Here is an 18346-nt window from a genome sequence, read left to right on the forward strand (position 1 = left end):
AGCAGGGGACCCCACGGATGAGCGCTTGAGGCACCTGCGACGATAGGGACGTGGCAGGTTCGAACGGCAAGCAGAAGACGGCCCGGGACATGATTCTCTCCCTGGCCCTGATCGGCATCGCGGCGGCGGTCGTCTACTTCCTCGCCATCCCGCACGACAATCACGCTCCCGACCTCAAGCGGGTCGACTACCGGGTCGAGCTGCTGACGGCCCGCCGGGCGGCGAGCTATCCGGTGGCGGGGCCCGAGGGACTGTCCGACGCCTGGAAGGCCACCTCCGTGAGCTACGACGGCGCGAACGGCGACTACTGGCACCTGGGTTTCCAGACCCCTGACGCCCAGTATGTCCAGATCGAGCAGTCGGCGCAGAAGCGGGCCTCCTTCATCGACCAGGCCAGCCAGGGCGCCAGGGCGACCAAGCGGACCGAGCGGATCGGCGGCCGTACCTGGACCCGCTACACCGGCGGCCGCTACGACGCCCTCGTCCTGGAGGGCACGCCCGGCTCGACCACCGTGGTCGCCGGCACCGCGTCGTTCACCGAGCTGACGAAGATGGCGTCGGCGCTGGAGATGCCGAAGACCTCCGCGTCGTGACACCCGGACCCCGCGCGCCGGGGCTCCGCGCACGACGGGAAGGGGCCCCCGGTGCCGCCGGGGCCCCTTCCCGTCGTGCGCGGGGGCCCGGACTCAGACGGTCGTGATGACGTCCTCGTACGCGAGACGCGGGGAACGCGGGTACGACGCGTCCGGACCCGGCTTGCCGATGTTGACCACCATCAGCGGGGTGTGGTCGTCGTCCAGGAACTCCTTGCGCAGGCCCTCCGGGTCGAACCCGGTCATCGGGCCGGCGGCCAGACCCGCGGCGCGCACGCCGACGATGAAGTAGGCGGCCTGCAACGCGGCGTTCAGCGCGGCCGAGCCCTCACGGACCGGTCGCTCGGAGAAGAAGGCGTCCTTGGCCGCGGGGAAGGCCGGGAACAGGGTCGGCAGCTCCTCGTGGAACTCGTTGTCCGCGGAGAGGATCGCGACCAGCGGGGCGCCGGCGGTCTTGGCCCGGTTGCCCTCGGCCATGTGCCGCACCAGGCGCTCGCGGGCCTCGGGGGAGCGGACCAGGGTGACGCGCAGCGGGGTCTGGTTGAAGGCGGTCGGGCCGTACTTGACCAGGTCGTAGATCGCCCGGACCTGCTCCTCGGTCACCGGCTCGTCGGTGAAGGTGTTCGCGGTGCGGGCCTCGCGGAACAGCAGGTCCTGGGCGGCGGGGTCAAGAACGAGAGACATCGTGGCTTCCTCGGGGATGCGTACGGTCCGCTCCGGGACCGCTGCTGACGGCATGACCCTACGCCCCATGAGGTTTAAAGTTCAACAAAATCGGGGCTGCGGTGATCCAGCCCACAGCCCCGGCGCCGGCCCTACCGCTCGGCCTCCGTGTCTTCCGCCCCCTCCTCGGCGAGCGCCGCGTCCAGGCGGGCCCGCGCCCCCTCCAGCCAGCGCCGGCACACCTTGGCCAGCTCCTCGCCGCGCTCCCACAGCGCCAGGGACTCCTCCAGCGAGCTGCCGCCCGCCTCCAGCCGCCGTACGACCTCGATCAGCTCGTCCCGCGCCTGCTCGTACGAGAGGGTCTCTTCCGTCCTGCCGGTCATTCGCCCACCTTCACCGTGAATTCTCCGTCGGCGACGCGCGCACGCAGCGCCTCGCCCTCGCTCACCTCGCCCGGATCGCGCACCACGTGCCCGTCGGACCGCTGCAGCACCGCGTAGCCGCGTCTCAGCGTGGCCGCGGGGGAGAGGGCGACCACGCGCGCGCGTGTGTGCGTCAGCTCCGAGTCCGCGCGGTCCAGCAGATGGCCGAGGGTGCGCCGGCTCCGCTCGACCAGGGAGGTCACGTGATCGGCGCGCTCGTCGAGCATCCGGTGCGGATCCTCCATCGCGGGCCGGGCCAGCGCGTGCGCCAGGCCCCGCTCCTCGCGCTCCAGCAGCGCGCTGACACAGCGCCGGGCGCGGTCCCGCAGCATCCGCACCCGCTCCAGCTCCTCGCCCACGTCCGGTACGACCTTCTTGGCCGCGTCGGTCGGGGTGGAGGCGCGCAGATCGGCGACGAGGTCGAGCAGCGGACTGTCCGGCTCGTGCCCGATCGCGGACACGACGGGAGTACGGCAGGCCGCCACCGCCCGCACCAGCTGCTCGTCGGAGAACGGCAGCAGGTCCTCGACGCTGCCGCCGCCGCGGGCGACGACGATGACGTCCACGTCCGGGAGCTCGTCCAGCTCCTTCACCGCCTGGACGACCTGCGGGACGGCGTGCACGCCCTGCACGGGCACGTTGCGCACCTCGAAGCGGACGGCGGGCCAGCGGTGCCGCGCGTTCTCCAGCACGTCCCGCTCCGCGGCGGAGGCGCGGCCGCAGACCAGGCCGATCAGCTGCGGCAGGAACGGCAGCGGCTTCTTGCGCTCCGCCGCGAACAGCCCCTCGGCCGCGAGCGACTTCTTCAGCCGCTCCAGCCGGGCCAGCAGCTCGCCGACGCCGACCGGCCTCATCTCGGCGGCGCGCAGGGAGAGCTGGCCCCGCGGCGCGTACCACTCGGGCTTGGCCAGCACGAGGACGCGGGCGCCCTCGCCGACGACGTCCGCGACGGAGTCGAACACCTGCCGGTAGCAGGTCACGCTGACCGAGATGTCGTACGACGGGTCCCGCAGCGTCAGGAACACGACACCGGCGCCCGGCCGCCGCGACAACTGCGTGATCTGCCCCTCGACCCACACCGCGCCCAGCCGGTCGATCCATCCCCCGATCAGCCGGGAGACCTCACCGACCGGCAGGGGCGCCTCAGGGGTCGTCTTCAAAGCCATGCGCCGAGCGTAATGGGCGGCACCGACACGGACGCCGGCCCCGCCGCCGGCAGCTGATCCCGGCGCACCGGCGCGCCCCCTACGATGGACCCATGACCGCTTCGCCTCGCCGCCGTGTCCTGCTCGCCGCCCCCCGAGGCTACTGCGCCGGCGTGGACCGCGCCGTGATCGCCGTCGAGAAGGCCCTGGAGCAGTACGGCGCCCCGATCTACGTCCGGCACGAGATCGTCCACAACAAGTACGTCGTGCAGACCCTGGAGAAGAAGGGCGCCGTCTTCGTCGAGCGCACGGACGAGGTGCCCCCGGGCAACATCGTCATGTTCTCGGCCCACGGCGTCGCCCCCGTCGTCCACGAGGAGGCCGCGCAGGGGCGCCTCGCCACCATCGACGCCACCTGCCCGCTGGTCACCAAGGTCCACAAGGAAGCCGTCCGGTACGCGGGCGAGGACTACGACATCCTCCTCATCGGCCACGAGGGCCACGAGGAGGTCATCGGCACCTCCGGCGAGGCCCCCGACCACATCCAGCTGGTCGACGGCCCCGAGGACGTGGCCAAGGTCGAGGTCCGCGACCCCGAGCGGGTCGTGTGGCTGTCCCAGACCACCCTCTCCGTGGACGAGACGATGGAGACCGTCGACGCCCTGAAGGCCAAGTTCCCGGGCCTCGTCTCCCCGCCGAGCGACGACATCTGCTACGCCACGCAGAACCGCCAGCTCGCGGTGAAGCAGATGGGCGCCGATTCCGACCTGGTCATCGTCGTCGGCTCGCGCAACTCCTCCAACTCCAAGCGCCTGGTCGAGGTCGCGAAGCTGGCCGGCGCCCGCGACGCGCACCTGGTGGACTTCGCCCACGAGATCGACGAGAGCTGGCTGGAGGGCGTGACCACGGTCGGTGTCACCTCCGGCGCCTCCGTCCCGGACGTGCTGGTCGAGCAGGTCCTGGAATGGCTCGCCGAGCGCGGCTACGCGGACGTGGAGATCGTCAAGACCGCCGAGGAGTCCATCACCTTCTCGCTGCCCAAGGAGCTCCGCCGCGACCTGCGCGAAGAGGCGGCGAACCTGGTGGCCGAGCGCGGCGGATCGGGCGCAGCCGAGGCGTGATCGCCGCTTCCCTGGCGTGACCGTCAGTGGCTCGTCGTAACGTGGGGCCATGCAGATCTTCGGTGTGGACATCGGCGGATCCGGGATCAAGGGCGCCCCTGTGGACCTCGACAGGGGCGACCTCGCCCAGGAGCGCTGCAAGGTGCTCACCCCGCACCCGGCGACGCCCGACGGCGTGGCCGACGGGGTGAGGCAGGTCGTCGACCACTTCGGCTGGACCGGCCCCGTGGGCCTGACCTTCCCCGGAGTGGTCACCGGCGGCGCCATGGTGCGTACGGCGGCCAATGTCGACAAGAGCTGGATCGACACCGACGCGCGCGCCCTGTTCGGCGGCCGACTGGGCGGCCTGCCGGTGACCGTGGTCAACGACGCCGACGCGGCGGGCGTCGCCGAGATGCAGTTCGGCGCGGGCCGCGACCGCAGGGGCACGGTCATCCTGCTCACCTTCGGCACCGGCATCGGCAGCGCCGTCTTCGTGGACGGTGTCCTGGTCCCCAACACCGAACTGGGCCACCTGGAACTGGGCGGCCACGACGCCGAGCACAAGGCATCCAGCAAGGCCAAGGAGGACCAGGGCCTGAGCTGGGAGCAGTGGGCGCGCCGCGTCCAGAAGTACCTGGCGCACGTGGAGATGCTGTTCTCGCCCGAGCTGTTCATCATCGGCGGCGGCGTCAGCCGCAAGTCCGACAAGTTCCTGCACCACATCAAGGGCGTCAAGGCCGAGATCGTCCCCGCCCAGCTCCAGAACAACGCGGGAATCGTGGGGGCGGCGATGAGGGCGGCCCAGCAGTCGTAGCGGACGGTCGTGGCTCGTCCCGGCGGCGCTCGCGGCCCGCACACGGGACCGGCGCTTCGGCAGCGGCGGCCGACGGGGGCGCGGGGGCGTGGTCGGCGGCGCGAGGGGCCTCGGCGGTCGTGGTGGACGGGCGTGGCTCGTCCCGGCGGTGCGTGTGGGCGGCTCGGCGTTCGCGGCTGGCGGTGTGTGGGGGGGCGGGCGGCACGGCGGTCGCGGCCGACGGCCGGCGGGGGCCGGGATGCCCCGGGGTCCGCGTGAGGAGCGGCCCGGCGGTCGTGGCGGACCAGCGCGGGGTGGTGCGGCGGCGTGCGCGGGGCGGCTCGGCGGTTGTGGCGAGGGGTGGCGAGGAGTGGCCCGGCGGTCGTGGCGGACGGCCGGCGGGGGCCGGGATGTCCCGGGGTCCGTGTGAGGAGTGGCCCGGCGGTCGTGGCGGACCAGCGCGGGGTGGTGCGGCGGTCGTGGCCAGGGGCGGCGAGGAGTCGTACGGGGAGTCGTACCCCGCATCACCTCGGCACTCCCGCGGCACTCGGCGGCCGCTCAGTGGTGGCGCCTGCGCCGCCTTACCCACCGCACCCGTCGTACGAGCACGATCACCCCGGCGATCAGTGTCCCCCCGTACAGCCAGCCGGCCTGGGTGGCCAGCCCGGTCGCCAGGCCCATCAGGCGGCCGAGCAGCCCCTCGCGCCCGTCGGAGACCACGAGCAGCCCGGTCGCGAAGGCGATGGGCAGGGCGACGGGCGCGGTCAGCACGTCCCCGGCGCGCACCCACATCGCGGTCAGCACGCACACGGGCAGGAACAGCACGCCGTACACCGTCAGCGCGCCGTCGAGCAGCAGCTGGTCCAGGCAGCCGAGGAGGAACATCGCGGCGACGCAGAACAGCCCCCCGCCGAGCCCGGTGAGCCGGGGTCCCGGCAGCCGCGGGCCGGACGGCACCGACCGGGCCGGCCGCGGCTGTCCCGCGCCGCGCCCCGCCGGTCCGGGCGAGCGGCGCCGGGCCTGCGGCGGCAGATGGGCGTGAGGCGGGTTGCCGCGTCGCCGTCCGTCGTTCGGGGGTCGCGTTCTGTGCTGCTCCATTGGACCAACTTAGGTCTGTTTATGTGCCCAATCAGCTCCCAGACACGCCGACGGACGGACGTTGGCCGGGTGGGCGACGCTCCTGGGAGGCGGGCGCGCGGAACGCCGTAGACTGGTGGATCGGCCAGTGTCCTCCTAGGGCCTGGCAGCCCCCAGCTCCTGGCCCTCTCATCCACGGGAAGTCGCAACGTGTCGCTCACGATCGGAATCGTCGGCCTGCCCAATGTCGGCAAGTCGACCCTGTTCAACGCCCTGACCAAGAACGACGTGCTGGCGGCCAACTACCCGTTCGCCACGATCGAGCCCAACGTCGGCGTCGTCGGTGTCCCCGACGGCCGGCTGGCCCAGCTGGCCTCGATCTTCGGCTCCGAGCGCATCCTTCCGGCCACGGTCGACTTCGTGGACATCGCCGGCATCGTGCGCGGCGCCTCCGAGGGCGAGGGCCTGGGCAACAAGTTCCTCGCGAACATCCGCGAGTCGGACGCGATCTGCCAGGTGATCCGCGCGTTCAAGGACGAGAACGTCGTCCATGTCGACGGCAAGGTCTCGCCCAAGGACGACATCGAGACGATCAACACCGAGCTGATCCTCGCCGACCTGCAGACCATCGAGAAGGTCCTGCCGCGGCTCCAGAAGGAGTCCCGGATCAAGAAGGACGTCGCGCCGAAGGTCAAGGCGGTCGAGGAGGCGAAGGAGATCCTGGAGAAGGGCGACACGCTCTTCGCGCACGGCATCGTCCAGGGCACCGAGCGGTCCGAGCCGCTGCACGACCTGCACCTGCTGACCACCAAGCCGTTCCTCTACGTCTTCAACGTGGACGAGGACGAGCTGATCGACGAGGACTTCAAGAACGAGCAGCGCGCGCTGGTCGCCCCCGCCGAGGCGATCTTCCTGAACGCCAAGCTGGAGGCCGACCTCGCCGAGCTGGACGAGGACGAGGCACTCGAACTGCTCCAGTCCGTCGGCCAGGACGAGCCGGGCCTCGCCACCCTCGCCCGCGTCGGCTTCAAGACCCTCGGCCTGCAGACCTACCTCACGGCCGGCCCCAAGGAATCCCGCGCCTGGACCATCAAGAAGGGCGCCACCGCCCCCGAGGCCGCCGGTGTCATCCACACCGACTTCCAGAAGGGCTTCATCAAGGCCGAGGTCATCTCCTTCTCCGACCTCCTCGCCACCGGCTCCGTCGCCGAGGCCCGCGCCAAGGGCAAGGCGCGGATGGAGGGGAAGGACTATGTGATGCAGGACGGGGATGTGGTGGAGTTCCGCTTCAACGTCTGATACGTCCGGCGAAAGGCCGTCTGACCTGCTGCACAGCGGGTTGGGCGGCTTTTCGCGGTCCGCGCAGAGTCCGCAGCGTGCTGACGTCGTCAGCGCGCGGGGGAGCGGCTACGCCGCTTCGTCGACCTGCGGCTGGGCATCGGCGGAACGTCTGGCACTGCCCGGTCCGCACCGCGCCCGCTACCTCGCCGACGCCGAGTGGGCCGAGATGCCGCGCCGCATCGATCACGCTGCCGGCATCGCCCCCGAAGGCGACGACAAGGCATGTCGGTGGATCGCCGTGCGGCACGCCGACGACCACATCCACATCATGGCCACCACCGTCCGCGCCGACGGTCGCCGCCCCCGCACCCACCACGACGGACAACGGGCCCGAGCCGAGTGCCGCGGTCTGGCGTGTGCGGCCGTACCGCTGACTACGCTGGCAGAGGTGAACACGCCGTCGACCCCACGACTGACCCTGGACACCGCCCGTGCCCTTCAGCGCATGCTCCGAACCGAGATCGGACCGGGGCTCACCGAGCAGGAACTCGACGCGGTCGAAACACGGTTTGGCTTCACCTTCGCGGCCGACCACCGCGTCTTCCTCTCCGCCGGTCTCCCGCATGGCTCGTCGGGGTGGCCCGACTGGCGCAACGCCGACCCCGAGGACTTGGCCGGGCGACTGGCGTGGCCGATGGATGGCGTGCTCTTCGACGTGGAGCACAACGGGTTCTGGCATCCCGCCTGGCCGTCGAGGCCGGCGGAGATATCCGGGGCACTGCACGTCGCGAGGACCGAGCTGGAGAGCGTGCCGCAGCTGGTCCCGGTCTACGGACACCGCTACCTGCCAGGCACGGCGGGCGAGTACGGGCACCCTGTCCTGTCCGTCTACCAGACCGACATCATCCTGTACGGGAGCGACCTCACCGACTACATCCAGCACGAATTCGCCGGCCGGTCGAACGGCCTCCTCGCTCACGCGACCGTCGACTTCTGGTCGTACTTCGTCGAGGGCGGTCCGGGCGTGAACGTCTCCCTGCCCACGCCGTTCACGCCGTACGCCAGGAGCGCGCAGGAGGCCGTCGACTGCATCAGGATGCTGGCCCTGGAACGCCTGATCGGCCGTCGGCACCACCCAGAGCAGCTCATCGAAGCTGGCCTCACGGCCCTGGTTCTCGACGTCGGGACGGAGTCCCTCCCCCTCCTCGCCGGCCTGTCACGCTCGGAGCACGAGCAGGCCGACGTGCTGTTCGACCAGGTGCTGGACGAACTGGGCCTGCTCCAGGACCTCCCGGCCGACACCACCGGCCTCGCCTGGGAAGTGGCTCGCTGGGAACTCGTCCGCTGGTGGCTCCGGCTGATCGTGAAAGGCAGCCTGGCCCCCGGCGCCGGCGGTGACCTGATCACGTACGAAGGGTGGGGCGCTTTGGCCCGGCCGCAGACGCTCAGGCCGCTCGTCGACAAGACCGAGGCATACAACGACTGGGCGGCGATCCGACGCGGCGACCGGGAACCCCTGGCGGACTCGATCGTCGAGGAGGCACGGCGCCTGCTCGACGGACCCTGGCCCCCACAGGGGTGATCTCACCGGCGGCAAACGAGGATGCCGCCGAGGCAGGTGATCTCGTACGCTCCGTGCCGGGCAATGTGGTCGGCCACCAGCGTGCGGGCGCGGTCGATAGTCGCGTCGAAGGACACGTCGCGCTGGTCCGCCCAGGCGCGGTAAGAAGCCATGTGGGCAATGACAGGCGGTGGACGCGTTCCTGCCCGCCCATGGCCAAGAGGGTCGTTCCGGCGTAAGCGAACTGCTTGGCCGCAGGGAAGCCGAAGACTCCCAGCACCTCGTCCCGACCCGAGATCGCCTCGCGCGATCGTTCGGCATCAGTCACCGGTTCAGATCTCTTTCCGGGAACGAGTCGGCACCGCACCACGCTGTTCCCCCACCGCCGGACCACGCCGGGTACCGCTCGCGACTTCGTCGCCGCCACGCTGACCGAATGGGGTGAGACGAGCCGCCTCGACGACATGCGGCTGTGCACCTCGGAGCTCGTCACCAACGCCGTGCTTCACGGGGTGCCCTGGGGCGCCTCGTCCTCGTCCGCGTCGAGTCCCTCGACGAGGAGCTGCGGATCGAGGTCCACGACGGCGGCGAGAACAGGCCGGCACAGCGGACTCCCGAGGAATCCGACGTCGACGGTCGCGGTCATCTGATCGTCGCCCCGACCGCCGACAGTTGGGGCGTGAAGGAGCGGACGGGCAGGTGTGGGTGATCCAATCTGCATCTGCCTGCTGGGGATAGACGTTCGCCGTGAGACCACTCGGGCCGCGGGAATCGACCACTTTTCAGGACGAGGCAGCGCGCGTGGCCCGAGTCCTTCCTTGCCGCGTAGCGCTCGATCACGTAGCCGTAGCCGACCTCCTCGGGGTGCTGGAACGGCATCGGTCACCTCTCCGGGTACAGGTCGGTGCGGTCGATCCAGGTGGGGGTGACGAAGATGTTGCTGCCGACGGGGGCTTCGGAGGCTTCCAGCAGGGACCAGGTGCGGGACTCCTCGACCAGGTGCTCCCAGGGCGCGGTCCAGTCGAGTTCCCAGGCCAGGGCGGGGCCGGAGACGCCGTATGTGCCGCCGGCATCCACTCTCCAGAATGGGGAGTAGAGGATCACCTGGGCGTGGTTGGCCAGGTCGTTGATGATCTCGGTGAAGTGGGCTGAAGGCCAGCCGGGGGTGTTGTCCGCCGTGGTGGGTCGTAGGCGCGCGGTGAGCGGCGGGACGACGAGGGTGCGTGCGCCGAGTTCGGTCAGGGCCCAGCGGATGCCGACGGGCTCGGTCCAGTCCGGTGGGGTCGCCCGTTCCAGGCAGGCGCGATAGGCGCGGCGCAGGGGCTCGATGGCGCCGTCGATCTCCAGGCTCGCCAGGGCCATGGCCGCCCATTCGCGGACGGTCGGATTGTCGCTGTCCAGCAGGCCGATGAGAGCGGGGCCGCAACGGGGATCGCCCACCTCCTCGAAGACCTCGATGGCGGTCAGCTGGCCGAAGCCGCCGAGGGAAGGCAGGCCGTTGACGACGGCGGGTATGGCGTAGGCGCCGATCCAGATCAGCTCCGCGCGGGCGTCGTAGGACTCGTCGGCCTTGCCGTCGAGCTGCCGGACGAGCGTCTCGATGCGGGAGGTCATGACGGGGAGTGGTCCCGGCGCCAGAAAGTGGGAAGCCACCAGCAGAGCACCGAGCTGTCGTCGGGCCACGGGGCGCGGTCCTCGGCTTCCCAGTCCTCGAAGGAGTCGCGTGTCAGGTCGATGGGGCGCCAGGCAGGGTCGAGTGGCTCGTCCTCGACCGGCCGGCGCACGTACTGCCGACCGTGCTGGTCGCAGGCGCCGAAGTCCTGGTAGTTGCGCTGGGCCTCGATCAGGGAGACCTTGTTCGCCCCGCCGGCCATGGTCGGCCAGCGGAACTGGACCCTGTCGTCCTCCCAGAAGCAGACGGGACAGATCTCGTACGAGCCGGGCATCTCGTCCAGCACGCGGTGCCCGCAGCACGGGCAGGGGTAGGAGTCGCTCACCTGCGCAGTTTCGTTGCAGGTCCCGCCCGTGTGCCATGGATTTCTCCGCCCCGGGACCCCCGGCCGGTCCGCAGCCAGTCCGCAGGACACCCGTAAACGGCCGTCGGGAGCCAACGTATGCCAACCAGGAAGCCCCAGGTCGGAGCCCTGTACGGGGCTCCGCCGCAGGTCACGATCAGCTCGCGGGCATTCCCCCCTCGACGCGCGGGGAAAGCGGACATGGCACGGCCGCCCCGCGGGCTTGGTGAGCGGCGAAGACGACCGTCATGGTGTCGCCCGGGTGCGCGTCAGGGCGTCTCGCTCATCGCCCTGACGCGTTTCCTCCGCGGGAGGGCGGAGGTGTCACCGCACGGCTCGATCACCGCGGCCCCCGCCATGGGCCGACTCCTCGTCGACGCATATGCGGATACGGTCCCGCGCGGTGTCGAGCGCCCGTGTGACCATCGCGGGGGTATCGCCCGCGGCGATGATGTAACCGATGCGCCCGTAGGCGTTCTCGGCCGGTTTAACCGCGGCACCCGGGCGCGCCGTCACGACGACCCTGGTGACGCCGGGCGTGGCCGACGCCTCCTCGACGCCCTCCACGCCGCCGAGCACGCCCGCGCGGTCCGGCAGCAGGAACCGGATCGCGGCGTAACCGTCGCGCGTGGCCGTGAGGTCCACCGGCAGGCCCGTCGCGGCGCGGAGTTGCTGTTCCAGCAGATCGGAACCGACCGCCTGCCGGATCAGCTCCGGGATCATGCCACCTGCCAGTCGCGGGTTGATCTCCAGCACGCGCGGGCCGGACGCGGTGAGCTTGACCTCGGTGTGGACGGCGCCCGAGCGCCAGCCCACCGCCCCGAGCGCGGCGATCACGGTCTCGGCCAACTCGCTCGCGGCACCGGCAGGCAGCGGCGCGGGGAAGACGTGCCCGGTCTCGACGAAGCACGGCCCGGCGGTGACGGACTTGGCGGTCACGCCGATGCAGGTGGTGACGCCGTCCTGGGTGAACGTCTCCACGCTGTACTCGTCGCCCTGGACGAACTCCTCCACCAAGACGGTTCGGGCGGTCGGCTGCCCCCGGACGTTCGTACGCACCGCGAGGATGCGCGAGGCCGTTTCCCTGGCCTCGTCGAGATCGGTGCAGAGCCTGACGTTGTTCGAGCCCGAGTCGTCGGACGGCTTGACCACACAGGGCAGTCCGATCTCGGCGACGGCCTTGGCGACCTCGTCGACGTCGGTGACCACGGCGTAGGCGGGTTGCCCGATCCCCGCCGCCCAGAGGACACCACGGGTCACGTCCTTGTTCCGGCAGGCGGCGACCGAGTCGGCCGAGTTGCCGGGCAGGTCGAGCCACTCGCTCAACTCCGCGGTGACGGGCACGTAGAAGTCGCTGGTGGTGGTCACTCCGGCGATGCTCTGGCGGGGGAAGCGTTCCTGGATCACGGTGCGCAGCTCCGCGCGCGAGTTCGTGTCGCAGACGACGGTCTCACTCCCGGTCTCGTCGAGTCCGGCGTACCGCCCGGGGTCACCGGTGATCAGCACCGGACGCAGCCCCAGTTCGCGCGCGGTGCGCAGCGCCTCCATCCCCGTACCGGTCGTGTTGGACTCGATGAAGATCAGGAACTTGCCCGCCTTGCCGGCCCGCGGAAGAGCGGCACGCGACCATTGGGTCACCGCGGTGCCGTATGCGACCAGCCGGGACTCGGTGGCCACGGGGAGGTCGGACACGCCGTGTTCGTCCCAGTACTCGTCGCTGTAGACGGTGTCGATGTAGCGATCGCCCCGGTCGGGGAAGATTCCGACGATCCGGCTGCCCGGCGTCGCGCGAGCGGCGACCTCGGTGAGCACGCGATACACCGAGCCGGACGTGTTGCCCGCGAAGATGCCCTGTTCCCGTACCAGGGCCCTGGTCGCGGCGAACGCCTCGTGATCGTTGAGCCAGTGCACCTCGTCGATGACGTCGCGGTCCAGATTGTGGGGCGAGAGGCTGTTGCCCAGGCCGCTCTGGAGCCGGCCGGGGCAGTCCGGCTGATCGAACAGCGCGCTCCCGACGCAGTCGACGCCGACCGATCGCAAGCTCGGGAAGGTCTTGCGCAACTCGCGGGTCGAACCGCACAGGGAGCCGCCCGAACCGACCGCGCCGACCAGGATGTCGACGGTCCCGAGGTCGTCGATCAACTCCTCCGCGAGTGGCCGGTAGGCACGCGGGTTGTCCGGATTGCTGTACTGACGCGGCCAGAACGCCCCCGGCAGGTCCCGCATCAACTCGGCGAGACGCTCCAGCCTGGCGGACTGCCAGCCCTGTCCGGTCATCGACCGCACCATGTGGACGCGCGCGTCCAGGCAGCGAAGTTTCGCCAGGGTGACGGGGTCGATCCGGGGATCGGTCACGATGTGGACCGGATGTCCCAGGGTTCGCCCCACCAGGGCCACGCCGAGGGCCAACGTCCCGGACGAGCTCTCCACGATCGGCGCCCCCGGCTTGAGCGCGCCGATGCGGCGTGCCTCCTCCACCACGCTCTTGGCCACCCGGTCCTTCATGGCGAACGGGTTGGCGAGTTCCAGCTTCGCGTACACCTCGGTGCCGTCGGGTACGTCGAGCGCGAGGCGCACGAGCGGGGTGTGCCCGATCATGTCGCGAGCGGACTGAAAGAGCATCGTCACATCCTCTGGTGATGGGTCAGGTGGAGGGCACCCAGGCGGCTCCAGTCGTCGTCCTCATGCCCGAGCGACCGGTAGACGGCGGTCGTACCGGGCAGCGCGGCGCAGCCGGCCAGGGCCGCCTCGGTCTTGGCCGCGGCATCGGGGTCGGCGTGGTCGATCAGGATGCCGAGCACCGTTCCGCTGTGCGCGCACACGACGCCCAGGGCCCCGATGTCCCCGGACAGCCGCCGCAACTCGTCCAGGAAGCGGCGTGGGTTCAGGCGGGCGTTGAGCTCGGCGCTGCGGGTGGCGACTCGCCCGACCTCCGCCAGATCACCGTCACGTACCGCGGCACCGAGCGTCGTCAGCAGGCGGCCGTACTCGCGGCGTTCCTCGTCGGTGTGGGCTCTCGCGGCCCCGTTGTAGCGCACCGTGTCGACCTGGCCGCCTTCGTCGTGCGCGACGATGATCATGGACGGCAGGGCGCCCAGCCTTTCCCGCACGCGCACGTTGCGGTGGTCGAAGTCGACGATCTCGTCGTACATCACGCCGTCGGACGGTTCGATCCCCCGCATCAGAGACTCGATGTCCTCGGCGCGGAAACGGGTTCCGACCGCGGCCGCGACGGCGCGGGCGGTGGCGACCAGGTCCGCCGACGAGCTGGCCAGCCCCTTCCCCTCCGGCAACTCACTGTGGACCGTCAGGTGACCGCCGCCGCGCAGGCCCGCGAGACGCAGCGCCGACATCGCGACGCGCGCGGCCTTCCACTTGTGGACGGGGCGCACCTCGACACCCGCGGCGTCGGGCTCGTACCGGAAGGTCGCGGTGCTCCACGCCGCCACAGGGCAGGTCACCATGAAGTGCTGTCCGGAGTGGACGGTGCCCTGCAGCAGCTCTCCGAATGTGCCGAACGACCGGCCGGTGCCCTGGGCCACACCGACCGACCGCTCAACCCCCCTCGTGTCCGGACTGGACAACTCCGTTGCCTCCCCCTTGGCTTCGCGCCCTCCGACGACCCCACTCCCGCGCGAGCCGTTCGAGTTCTCGCTCCTGCGCCGCGAGCACCTCACCGACGGCCTCGGGATGGGTCGATCCCGCCGAGTTCATCGACCACAGAGCTCCCGCCACGTCGAACACGTCGCGCAGCAGTGCGTGCGGGTCGGCCAGACGGTGTCCGTTCTCCGCTGCGGCCCTGGTCAGGAGATCAGGGTCCGTCCGCGCCGGTTCGAGGCCCGCGTCCATGGCCATCACGATGTACCGTCCCGCGATCACCTGCGCCGACCGCCACGGCACGCCCTCGTCGAGGGTGAGGCGGTTCGCCAGCGCGAAGCCGCCCAGAAACTCCTTCTCACATGCGCGGGCCATGCGGTCGACGTCGAATCGCGCGTTGTCCAGCACCACCGTGAACAGCCGCAGCGCGCTTTCGAACGCGTCGAAGGCGCGCGGCAGTTCGGTGCCGGCCTCTTTGGAGACTTCGACGGAGTTGGAGAACGCGGTGTTGCGCTGCCCGAGCACCGTGTCGAGGTGCGTCGAGGACAGATGTGCCAGGCGTCCCCGAATACGCTCCAAGACGGGGAAGTTCTTCTTCTGCGGCATGGCGGAGGAGATTCCGGACAACTCGTCCGGCAGGTCCAGGAACCCGTAGGCACTGCTGCCCCAGGCCATCAGGTCGGTGACGAACCGGCTCAACTGCACGCCGAGGATCTCGAACTCGCCGGTGATCTCGACGGTCCAGCCGCGATGCGCGACAGAGGTCAGCGCGAGCGGCTGCACCCGTTGGAATCCCAGCGATCGCGCGAGGCGCCGGCGGTCCCAGGGCAAGGTCTGGCCTGACATCGCCCCCGCTCCCAGAGGGCAGGCGTCGATGCTGTCATAGGTGAACAGGAGTCGGCGCGCGGTGTGTTGGGCTTGTTCGGACAAAGCGGCCAGGTAGAAGCCGGGCGAGATGATCTGTGCCGCTTGCAGATGCGTGTAGCCGGGCATCGGGTGTTCGGTGTGACGCCCGGCGAGCCGGTGCGCGGCACGGCCGAACTCCAGCAGTGTGGCGGCGGCGTCGAGCAGGCGGGAACGTCCGAAGAGCAACTGCGCGCATGCCTGGTAGTCGTTGCGGCTGCGATCGACGTGCCAGGCCGGAACCGGCTCGCCGAGGCCGTCCTCGACGTGCCGCTCCAGGGTGAAGGCCATGTCGCTCATGCTGGCCGCGCTCCGCTCGATCATCGAGTCGCGATCGACGGAGTCCAGGAGCGTGTTGATCTCGTGGGCACTTCCCTCGGAGAGAAGTCCCATGCGGACGTACTCCGAGACCAGGGCTTTCTCGATCGCCACGTAGTGCGGCAGCAGATTGTTCACCTCTGCCTGGAACTGCGGGTCCAGCACCTCCGTGCGGAGCAGATGACTCGGGCCGGTACTCACTCGACCACTCAGTCGAGTCGGCCGTGCTTTTTCAACAGGCATCGCGGTCCATTCATACCTCGATCTCGATGGCCGTGATCGCGAGAAGTCGGCCGGTGGCCGAGTCCCTCGACGCCATGTCGACGATCTCGATCTCGGATACGGCCGTGTCGCACCAGCTGCGAACGGTTATGGCGAACACCGCACCGACGTCCGCATTGCCGGATCAACCCACCCGAAGACGTACAAGGCCCTGGCCGTGCCCGCCGGCTCTTGTTCCGATATGTTCATTTTTCCCCCTTGGCCCGCGACAACGCTCGGCCTTCGCGTCCGCGTGGGACGAAACCCGGTGAATGGTCCCCTTGTACGGAGAAACCCGATATCGCGCCGGATCCGTCTGCTGTCCCGGCCCCCGATACTGCCGCCGAGGTCTCCCCCCAAAACAAACCCCCAAGAACGGTAGACAACGGCCCCGGGCCGAAGCTACGGATCACGCGGACCGTAGAAGCGGCCTTGCGGTGATGTCAAGGTCCTCACGAGAGCCCTCTGCCGGCCGGCCATGGATCGGCTGACGATATGCGCGCACGGCGAAGGCCGCCCCGGAATGACCGCGGCGTTCGGCGATCCAATCGATCCCCGCAGACTGCTGATATCTCCTGGTATCAGGCCCCCTGGCCATGACGAATCTCCCGGAAAAAACGCAGTGGGGCCGCACTGGTTATCCTCACCGGCACCCGCCCCCTGCTCATTCCCGGGGATCACCCGACGGGGTTCAGCGAACCTCGCTCGTCATGCACCATTCCAGTACGGCCATGGCCGCGGTCATCTTGTGGTGTGCCTGGCGCCACGCGCGGCTCTGCGCTCCGTCGAGGACGTCGTCCGTGACTTCCTGGCCGCGCACGGCGGGCAGGTCGTGCAGGAAGACGGTGTGCCGTGCGCCGACCCGGTCCAGGAACTCGCCGTCGATGCGGAACCCCTCGAACGCGGCGAGCCAATTCGGGTCCTCTTTGGCCACCCCCATCGTCTGCCAGCGGCTGGTGTAGACGGCGTCGACCGGCCCCTTCACATCCGCCGGGCTGGTGATCTGCTCGACCTCGGCGCGGCCGTCGCCAAGACGATCGACGACGGAGAGAACCTCGTCCGGCACCTCGTACCCGGCGGGGCACAGCAACGTGAGCCGCAACCCGGGTGTGAGAGCGGCGGCGAGCGCGAGGGCGGAGCCGGAGCTGTTCCCTTCGCCGACGCACAGGACATGGCGCCCCTCCAGGCTGCCGAATTCCTCGGTGAGCGTGGCGAGATCGGCGATGGCCTGGGTGGGGTGCTCCTCGATGCTGAGCGCGTTGACGACGGCGAGGCGGCTGCTCGAGCCGAGTCTGCGCATCTCCTCGACCGGGCCGTTGGTACGGACGACCAGGGCGTCCAGGTACTGGCCGAGCACCCTCGCCGTGTCCTCGGGGGTCTCCCCGGTGACGAGTTGGAGGTCGTCCGGGCCGTAGGTGATGGTGTCCGCGCCGAGGCGGGTCGCCCCCGACCAGAAGGACGTCCGGGTACGGGTCGACGACTTGCTGAAGTAGATGCCGACCGCGCGGCCGGCGAGAGTCCGCTCCCGGACACCGTCGCGACCGAATCGCACGGCGCGTCCGACGATGCGCGCCAGGTCGTCCGGGGTGAGATCAGACAGAGAGATCAGATTGCGCATGACGGTGTTTCGTCCCCCTAAAGAAGCGTCGTGCCACACGTTCACCCCGTCTCAGGTGACGTTGTTCTTCATCCTGTCCAGCAACGCCGGCGGGATCAGATGAGACACATCGCCACCCAGTTCGAGGATTTCCCTGACCAGGCTGGATGAGACGCTGTATTTCTGGTTCATCATGAAGAACGCGGTTTCCACCCCGGCGAGACTGTAGTTCATCTGCGCCATCTGCATCTCGCCCTGGAAGTCGTTGATCGTGCGCAGTCCCCTGACGACCAGCGTGAACTTCTCCCTTTTGCAGTAGTCCACGAGCAGTCCGTCAAATGATTCCACACTCACGTTGTCCAGGTCCGCGGTTACCTCGCGGAGCATGTCCAAGCGTTCTTCCGAGGTAAATCGGCACTTCTTGTTGATGTTGACCAGCACGCTCACCACGACGTGGTCGTGCACGGCGGCGGCACGCCCGATTATGTCGATATGTCCATTTGTAACTGGATCGAAAGAGCCCGGGTAGACCACACGTTTCATGATGTCGGACCGTATCAAAGGCGACGCTCCCGCGGACTGTGGAACCCGCCCGGACCGGGAGTGACCCAAATCATATGGGAGACCTACTTGCGGTTGCTGTCAATCTCAGCGTAAGAAGGTCCCGCTTGCTTCTGCTTTATGTTCTGAGAGGAACAAGGGGGGCGTCATGGGGGCGGCTGCTGGTTGCGGTCGAAAATTTTACTGTGGGCACACAGTTCTTTACGTTTGCGGGAGATCGTCGCGGCGCTGGGCCATTGAAAGAGCCCCGCTGGCGACGGCCTGATCGAAGCACGTCCGAGGCACGCTTCGGCGGTGTGCGGCATTCTGTGGCGTTCTCGACGGACGCTATCCCTTTCTGCCTGGACAAGGCCGGCCCTGGTGAAAGCCGTGGCCGATGCGTGCCGTTGCGCCAGGGCAATCCTGCGGAACCGTTCAGCCTGACCGTGCGCGGTCCGATCGCGATGCGGTGTGGCT

Annotated in this window: 18 protein-coding genes and 1 pseudogene; 5 read left to right on the forward strand and 14 right to left on the reverse strand. The window is 69.7% G+C overall.

The window, feature by feature from the left end:
* Nucleotides 1-50 precede the first annotated feature (50 nt).
* On the forward strand, nt 51-593 hold the full coding sequence (locus QSK45_RS22095; protein WP_285559498.1) for a DUF4245 domain-containing protein: 543 nt from the start codon (nt 51-53) through the stop codon (nt 591-593).
* A gap of 93 nt (nt 594-686) precedes the next feature.
* Here QSK45_RS22095 and QSK45_RS22100 read toward each other — a convergent pair whose 3' ends face one another.
* The 3 genes from QSK45_RS22100 to xseA form a co-directional block, all read right to left on the reverse strand.
* A complete protein-coding gene (locus QSK45_RS22100) occupies nt 687-1277 on the reverse strand; it encodes a malonic semialdehyde reductase (RefSeq protein ID WP_285559500.1) in 591 nt (196 codons plus the stop codon).
* 131 nt (nt 1278-1408) lie between these two features.
* The gene (locus tag QSK45_RS22105) at nt 1409-1639 is read right to left on the reverse strand and encodes an exodeoxyribonuclease VII small subunit (protein ID WP_285559502.1); all 231 of its coding nucleotides are present in this window, start codon (nt 1637-1639) and stop codon (nt 1409-1411) included.
* A complete protein-coding gene (gene xseA / locus QSK45_RS22110) occupies nt 1636-2844 on the reverse strand; it encodes an exodeoxyribonuclease VII large subunit (protein ID WP_285559504.1) in 1209 nt (402 codons plus the stop codon). Before xseA ends, QSK45_RS22105 begins: the two co-directional genes overlap by 4 nt.
* Before the next feature lie 92 nt (nt 2845-2936).
* On the opposite strand from xseA, the gene QSK45_RS22115 reads away from it, so the two are divergent.
* Together QSK45_RS22115 and ppgK are read left to right on the forward strand one after the other, a co-directional pair.
* Nucleotides 2937-3944, forward strand: coding sequence for a 4-hydroxy-3-methylbut-2-enyl diphosphate reductase (locus QSK45_RS22115; RefSeq protein WP_285559506.1), 1008 nt, complete (start codon nt 2937-2939; stop codon nt 3942-3944).
* A gap of 49 nt (nt 3945-3993) precedes the next feature.
* Entirely contained in the window at nt 3994-4740 is a 747-nt protein-coding gene (ppgK, locus tag QSK45_RS22120; protein ID WP_285559508.1) for a polyphosphate--glucose phosphotransferase, read from the forward strand.
* A 537-nt stretch (nt 4741-5277) separates the two neighbouring features.
* Here the strand turns inward: ppgK and QSK45_RS22125 are convergent.
* Nucleotides 5278-5817 (reverse strand): DUF6542 domain-containing protein, encoded by a 540-nt coding sequence (locus tag QSK45_RS22125; protein WP_285559509.1) that lies wholly within the window; start codon nt 5815-5817, stop codon nt 5278-5280.
* 189 nt (nt 5818-6006) lie between these two features.
* Here QSK45_RS22125 and ychF point away from each other — a divergent pair, with 189 nt between their 5' ends.
* Entirely contained in the window at nt 6007-7095 is a 1089-nt protein-coding gene (gene ychF, locus QSK45_RS22130; RefSeq protein ID WP_285559510.1) for a redox-regulated ATPase YchF, read from the forward strand.
* Between the two features lie 149 nt (nt 7096-7244).
* A pseudogene (locus tag QSK45_RS22135) lies at nt 7245-7490 on the forward strand (relaxase/mobilization nuclease domain-containing protein); the annotation flags it as partial.
* Nucleotides 7491-8661: 1171 nt separating this feature from the next.
* Here the strand turns inward: QSK45_RS22135 and QSK45_RS22140 are convergent.
* From QSK45_RS22140 to coaD, 10 genes are all read right to left on the reverse strand, one after another.
* Nucleotides 8662-8811: a hypothetical protein gene (locus tag QSK45_RS22140; protein ID WP_285559512.1), complete on the reverse strand. Its 150-nt coding sequence runs from the start codon at nt 8809-8811 to the stop codon at nt 8662-8664.
* Nucleotides 8812-9143: 332 nt separating this feature from the next.
* Nucleotides 9144-9284 carry a hypothetical protein gene (locus QSK45_RS38590; protein WP_490993599.1) on the reverse strand — a complete coding sequence of 47 codons (141 nt, stop codon included), beginning with the start codon at nt 9282-9284 and terminating at the stop codon, nt 9144-9146.
* A 236-nt stretch (nt 9285-9520) separates the two neighbouring features.
* Nucleotides 9521-10252 (reverse strand): HEAT repeat domain-containing protein, encoded by a 732-nt coding sequence (locus QSK45_RS22150; protein WP_285559513.1) that lies wholly within the window; start codon nt 10250-10252, stop codon nt 9521-9523.
* Nucleotides 10249-10635: a CPCC family cysteine-rich protein gene (locus tag QSK45_RS22155; RefSeq protein ID WP_285559514.1), complete on the reverse strand. Its 387-nt coding sequence runs from the start codon at nt 10633-10635 to the stop codon at nt 10249-10251. Before QSK45_RS22155 ends, QSK45_RS22150 begins: the two co-directional genes overlap by 4 nt.
* Nucleotides 10636-10977: 342 nt before the next feature.
* Nucleotides 10978-13275 carry a pyridoxal-phosphate dependent enzyme gene (locus QSK45_RS22160; RefSeq protein WP_285559515.1) on the reverse strand — a complete coding sequence of 766 codons (2298 nt, stop codon included), beginning with the start codon at nt 13273-13275 and terminating at the stop codon, nt 10978-10980.
* 2 nt (nt 13276-13277) lie between these two features.
* Nucleotides 13278-14195, reverse strand: coding sequence for a GHMP family kinase ATP-binding protein (locus QSK45_RS22165; RefSeq protein WP_285559516.1), 918 nt, complete (start codon nt 14193-14195; stop codon nt 13278-13280).
* Nucleotides 14196-14208: 13 nt separating this feature from the next.
* Nucleotides 14209-15636 (reverse strand): argininosuccinate lyase, encoded by a 1428-nt coding sequence (locus tag QSK45_RS22170; protein ID WP_285559518.1) that lies wholly within the window; start codon nt 15634-15636, stop codon nt 14209-14211.
* An 88-nt stretch (nt 15637-15724) separates the two neighbouring features.
* Nucleotides 15725-15853, reverse strand: coding sequence for a hypothetical protein (locus QSK45_RS22175; protein WP_285559519.1), 129 nt, complete (start codon nt 15851-15853; stop codon nt 15725-15727).
* A 570-nt stretch (nt 15854-16423) separates the two neighbouring features.
* Complete coding sequence (locus QSK45_RS22180) at nt 16424-17350, reverse strand: ornithine carbamoyltransferase (protein ID WP_285559521.1); 927 nt, start codon at nt 17348-17350, stop codon at nt 16424-16426.
* A gap of 51 nt (nt 17351-17401) precedes the next feature.
* Nucleotides 17402-17872, reverse strand: coding sequence for a pantetheine-phosphate adenylyltransferase (coaD, locus tag QSK45_RS22185; RefSeq protein WP_285559522.1), 471 nt, complete (start codon nt 17870-17872; stop codon nt 17402-17404).
* Nucleotides 17873-18346 lie beyond the last annotated feature (474 nt).

The sequence above is a fragment of the Streptomyces hygroscopicus subsp. hygroscopicus genome (assembly GCF_030269125.1).
GTDB lineage: Bacteria > Actinomycetota > Actinomycetes > Streptomycetales > Streptomycetaceae > Streptomyces > Streptomyces hygroscopicus_C.

Coding starts and splice junctions, on each gene's coding strand:
- xseA (WP_285559504.1), bottom strand. CDS start 2,844: ATGGCTTTGAAGACGACCCCTGAGGCGCCCCTGCCGGTCGGTGAGGTC.
- coaD (WP_285559522.1), bottom strand. CDS start 17,872: ATGAAACGTGTGGTCTACCCGGGCTCTTTCGATCCAGTTACAAATGGA.
- QSK45_RS22160 (WP_285559515.1), bottom strand. CDS start 13,275: ATGCTCTTTCAGTCCGCTCGCGACATGATCGGGCACACCCCGCTCGTG.
- QSK45_RS22180 (WP_285559521.1), bottom strand. CDS start 17,350: ATGCGCAATCTGATCTCTCTGTCTGATCTCACCCCGGACGACCTGGCG.
- QSK45_RS22115 (WP_285559506.1), top strand. CDS start 2,937: ATGACCGCTTCGCCTCGCCGCCGTGTCCTGCTCGCCGCCCCCCGAGGC.
- QSK45_RS38590 (WP_490993599.1), bottom strand. CDS start 9,284: ATGACCGCGACCGTCGACGTCGGATTCCTCGGGAGTCCGCTGTGCCGG.
- QSK45_RS22100 (WP_285559500.1), bottom strand. CDS start 1,277: ATGTCTCTCGTTCTTGACCCCGCCGCCCAGGACCTGCTGTTCCGCGAG.
- QSK45_RS22105 (WP_285559502.1), bottom strand. CDS start 1,639: ATGACCGGCAGGACGGAAGAGACCCTCTCGTACGAGCAGGCGCGGGAC.
- ppgK (WP_285559508.1), top strand. CDS start 3,994: ATGCAGATCTTCGGTGTGGACATCGGCGGATCCGGGATCAAGGGCGCC.
- QSK45_RS22140 (WP_285559512.1), bottom strand. CDS start 8,811: ATGGCTTCTTACCGCGCCTGGGCGGACCAGCGCGACGTGTCCTTCGAC.
- QSK45_RS22125 (WP_285559509.1), bottom strand. CDS start 5,817: ATGGAGCAGCACAGAACGCGACCCCCGAACGACGGACGGCGACGCGGC.
- QSK45_RS22150 (WP_285559513.1), bottom strand. CDS start 10,252: ATGACCTCCCGCATCGAGACGCTCGTCCGGCAGCTCGACGGCAAGGCC.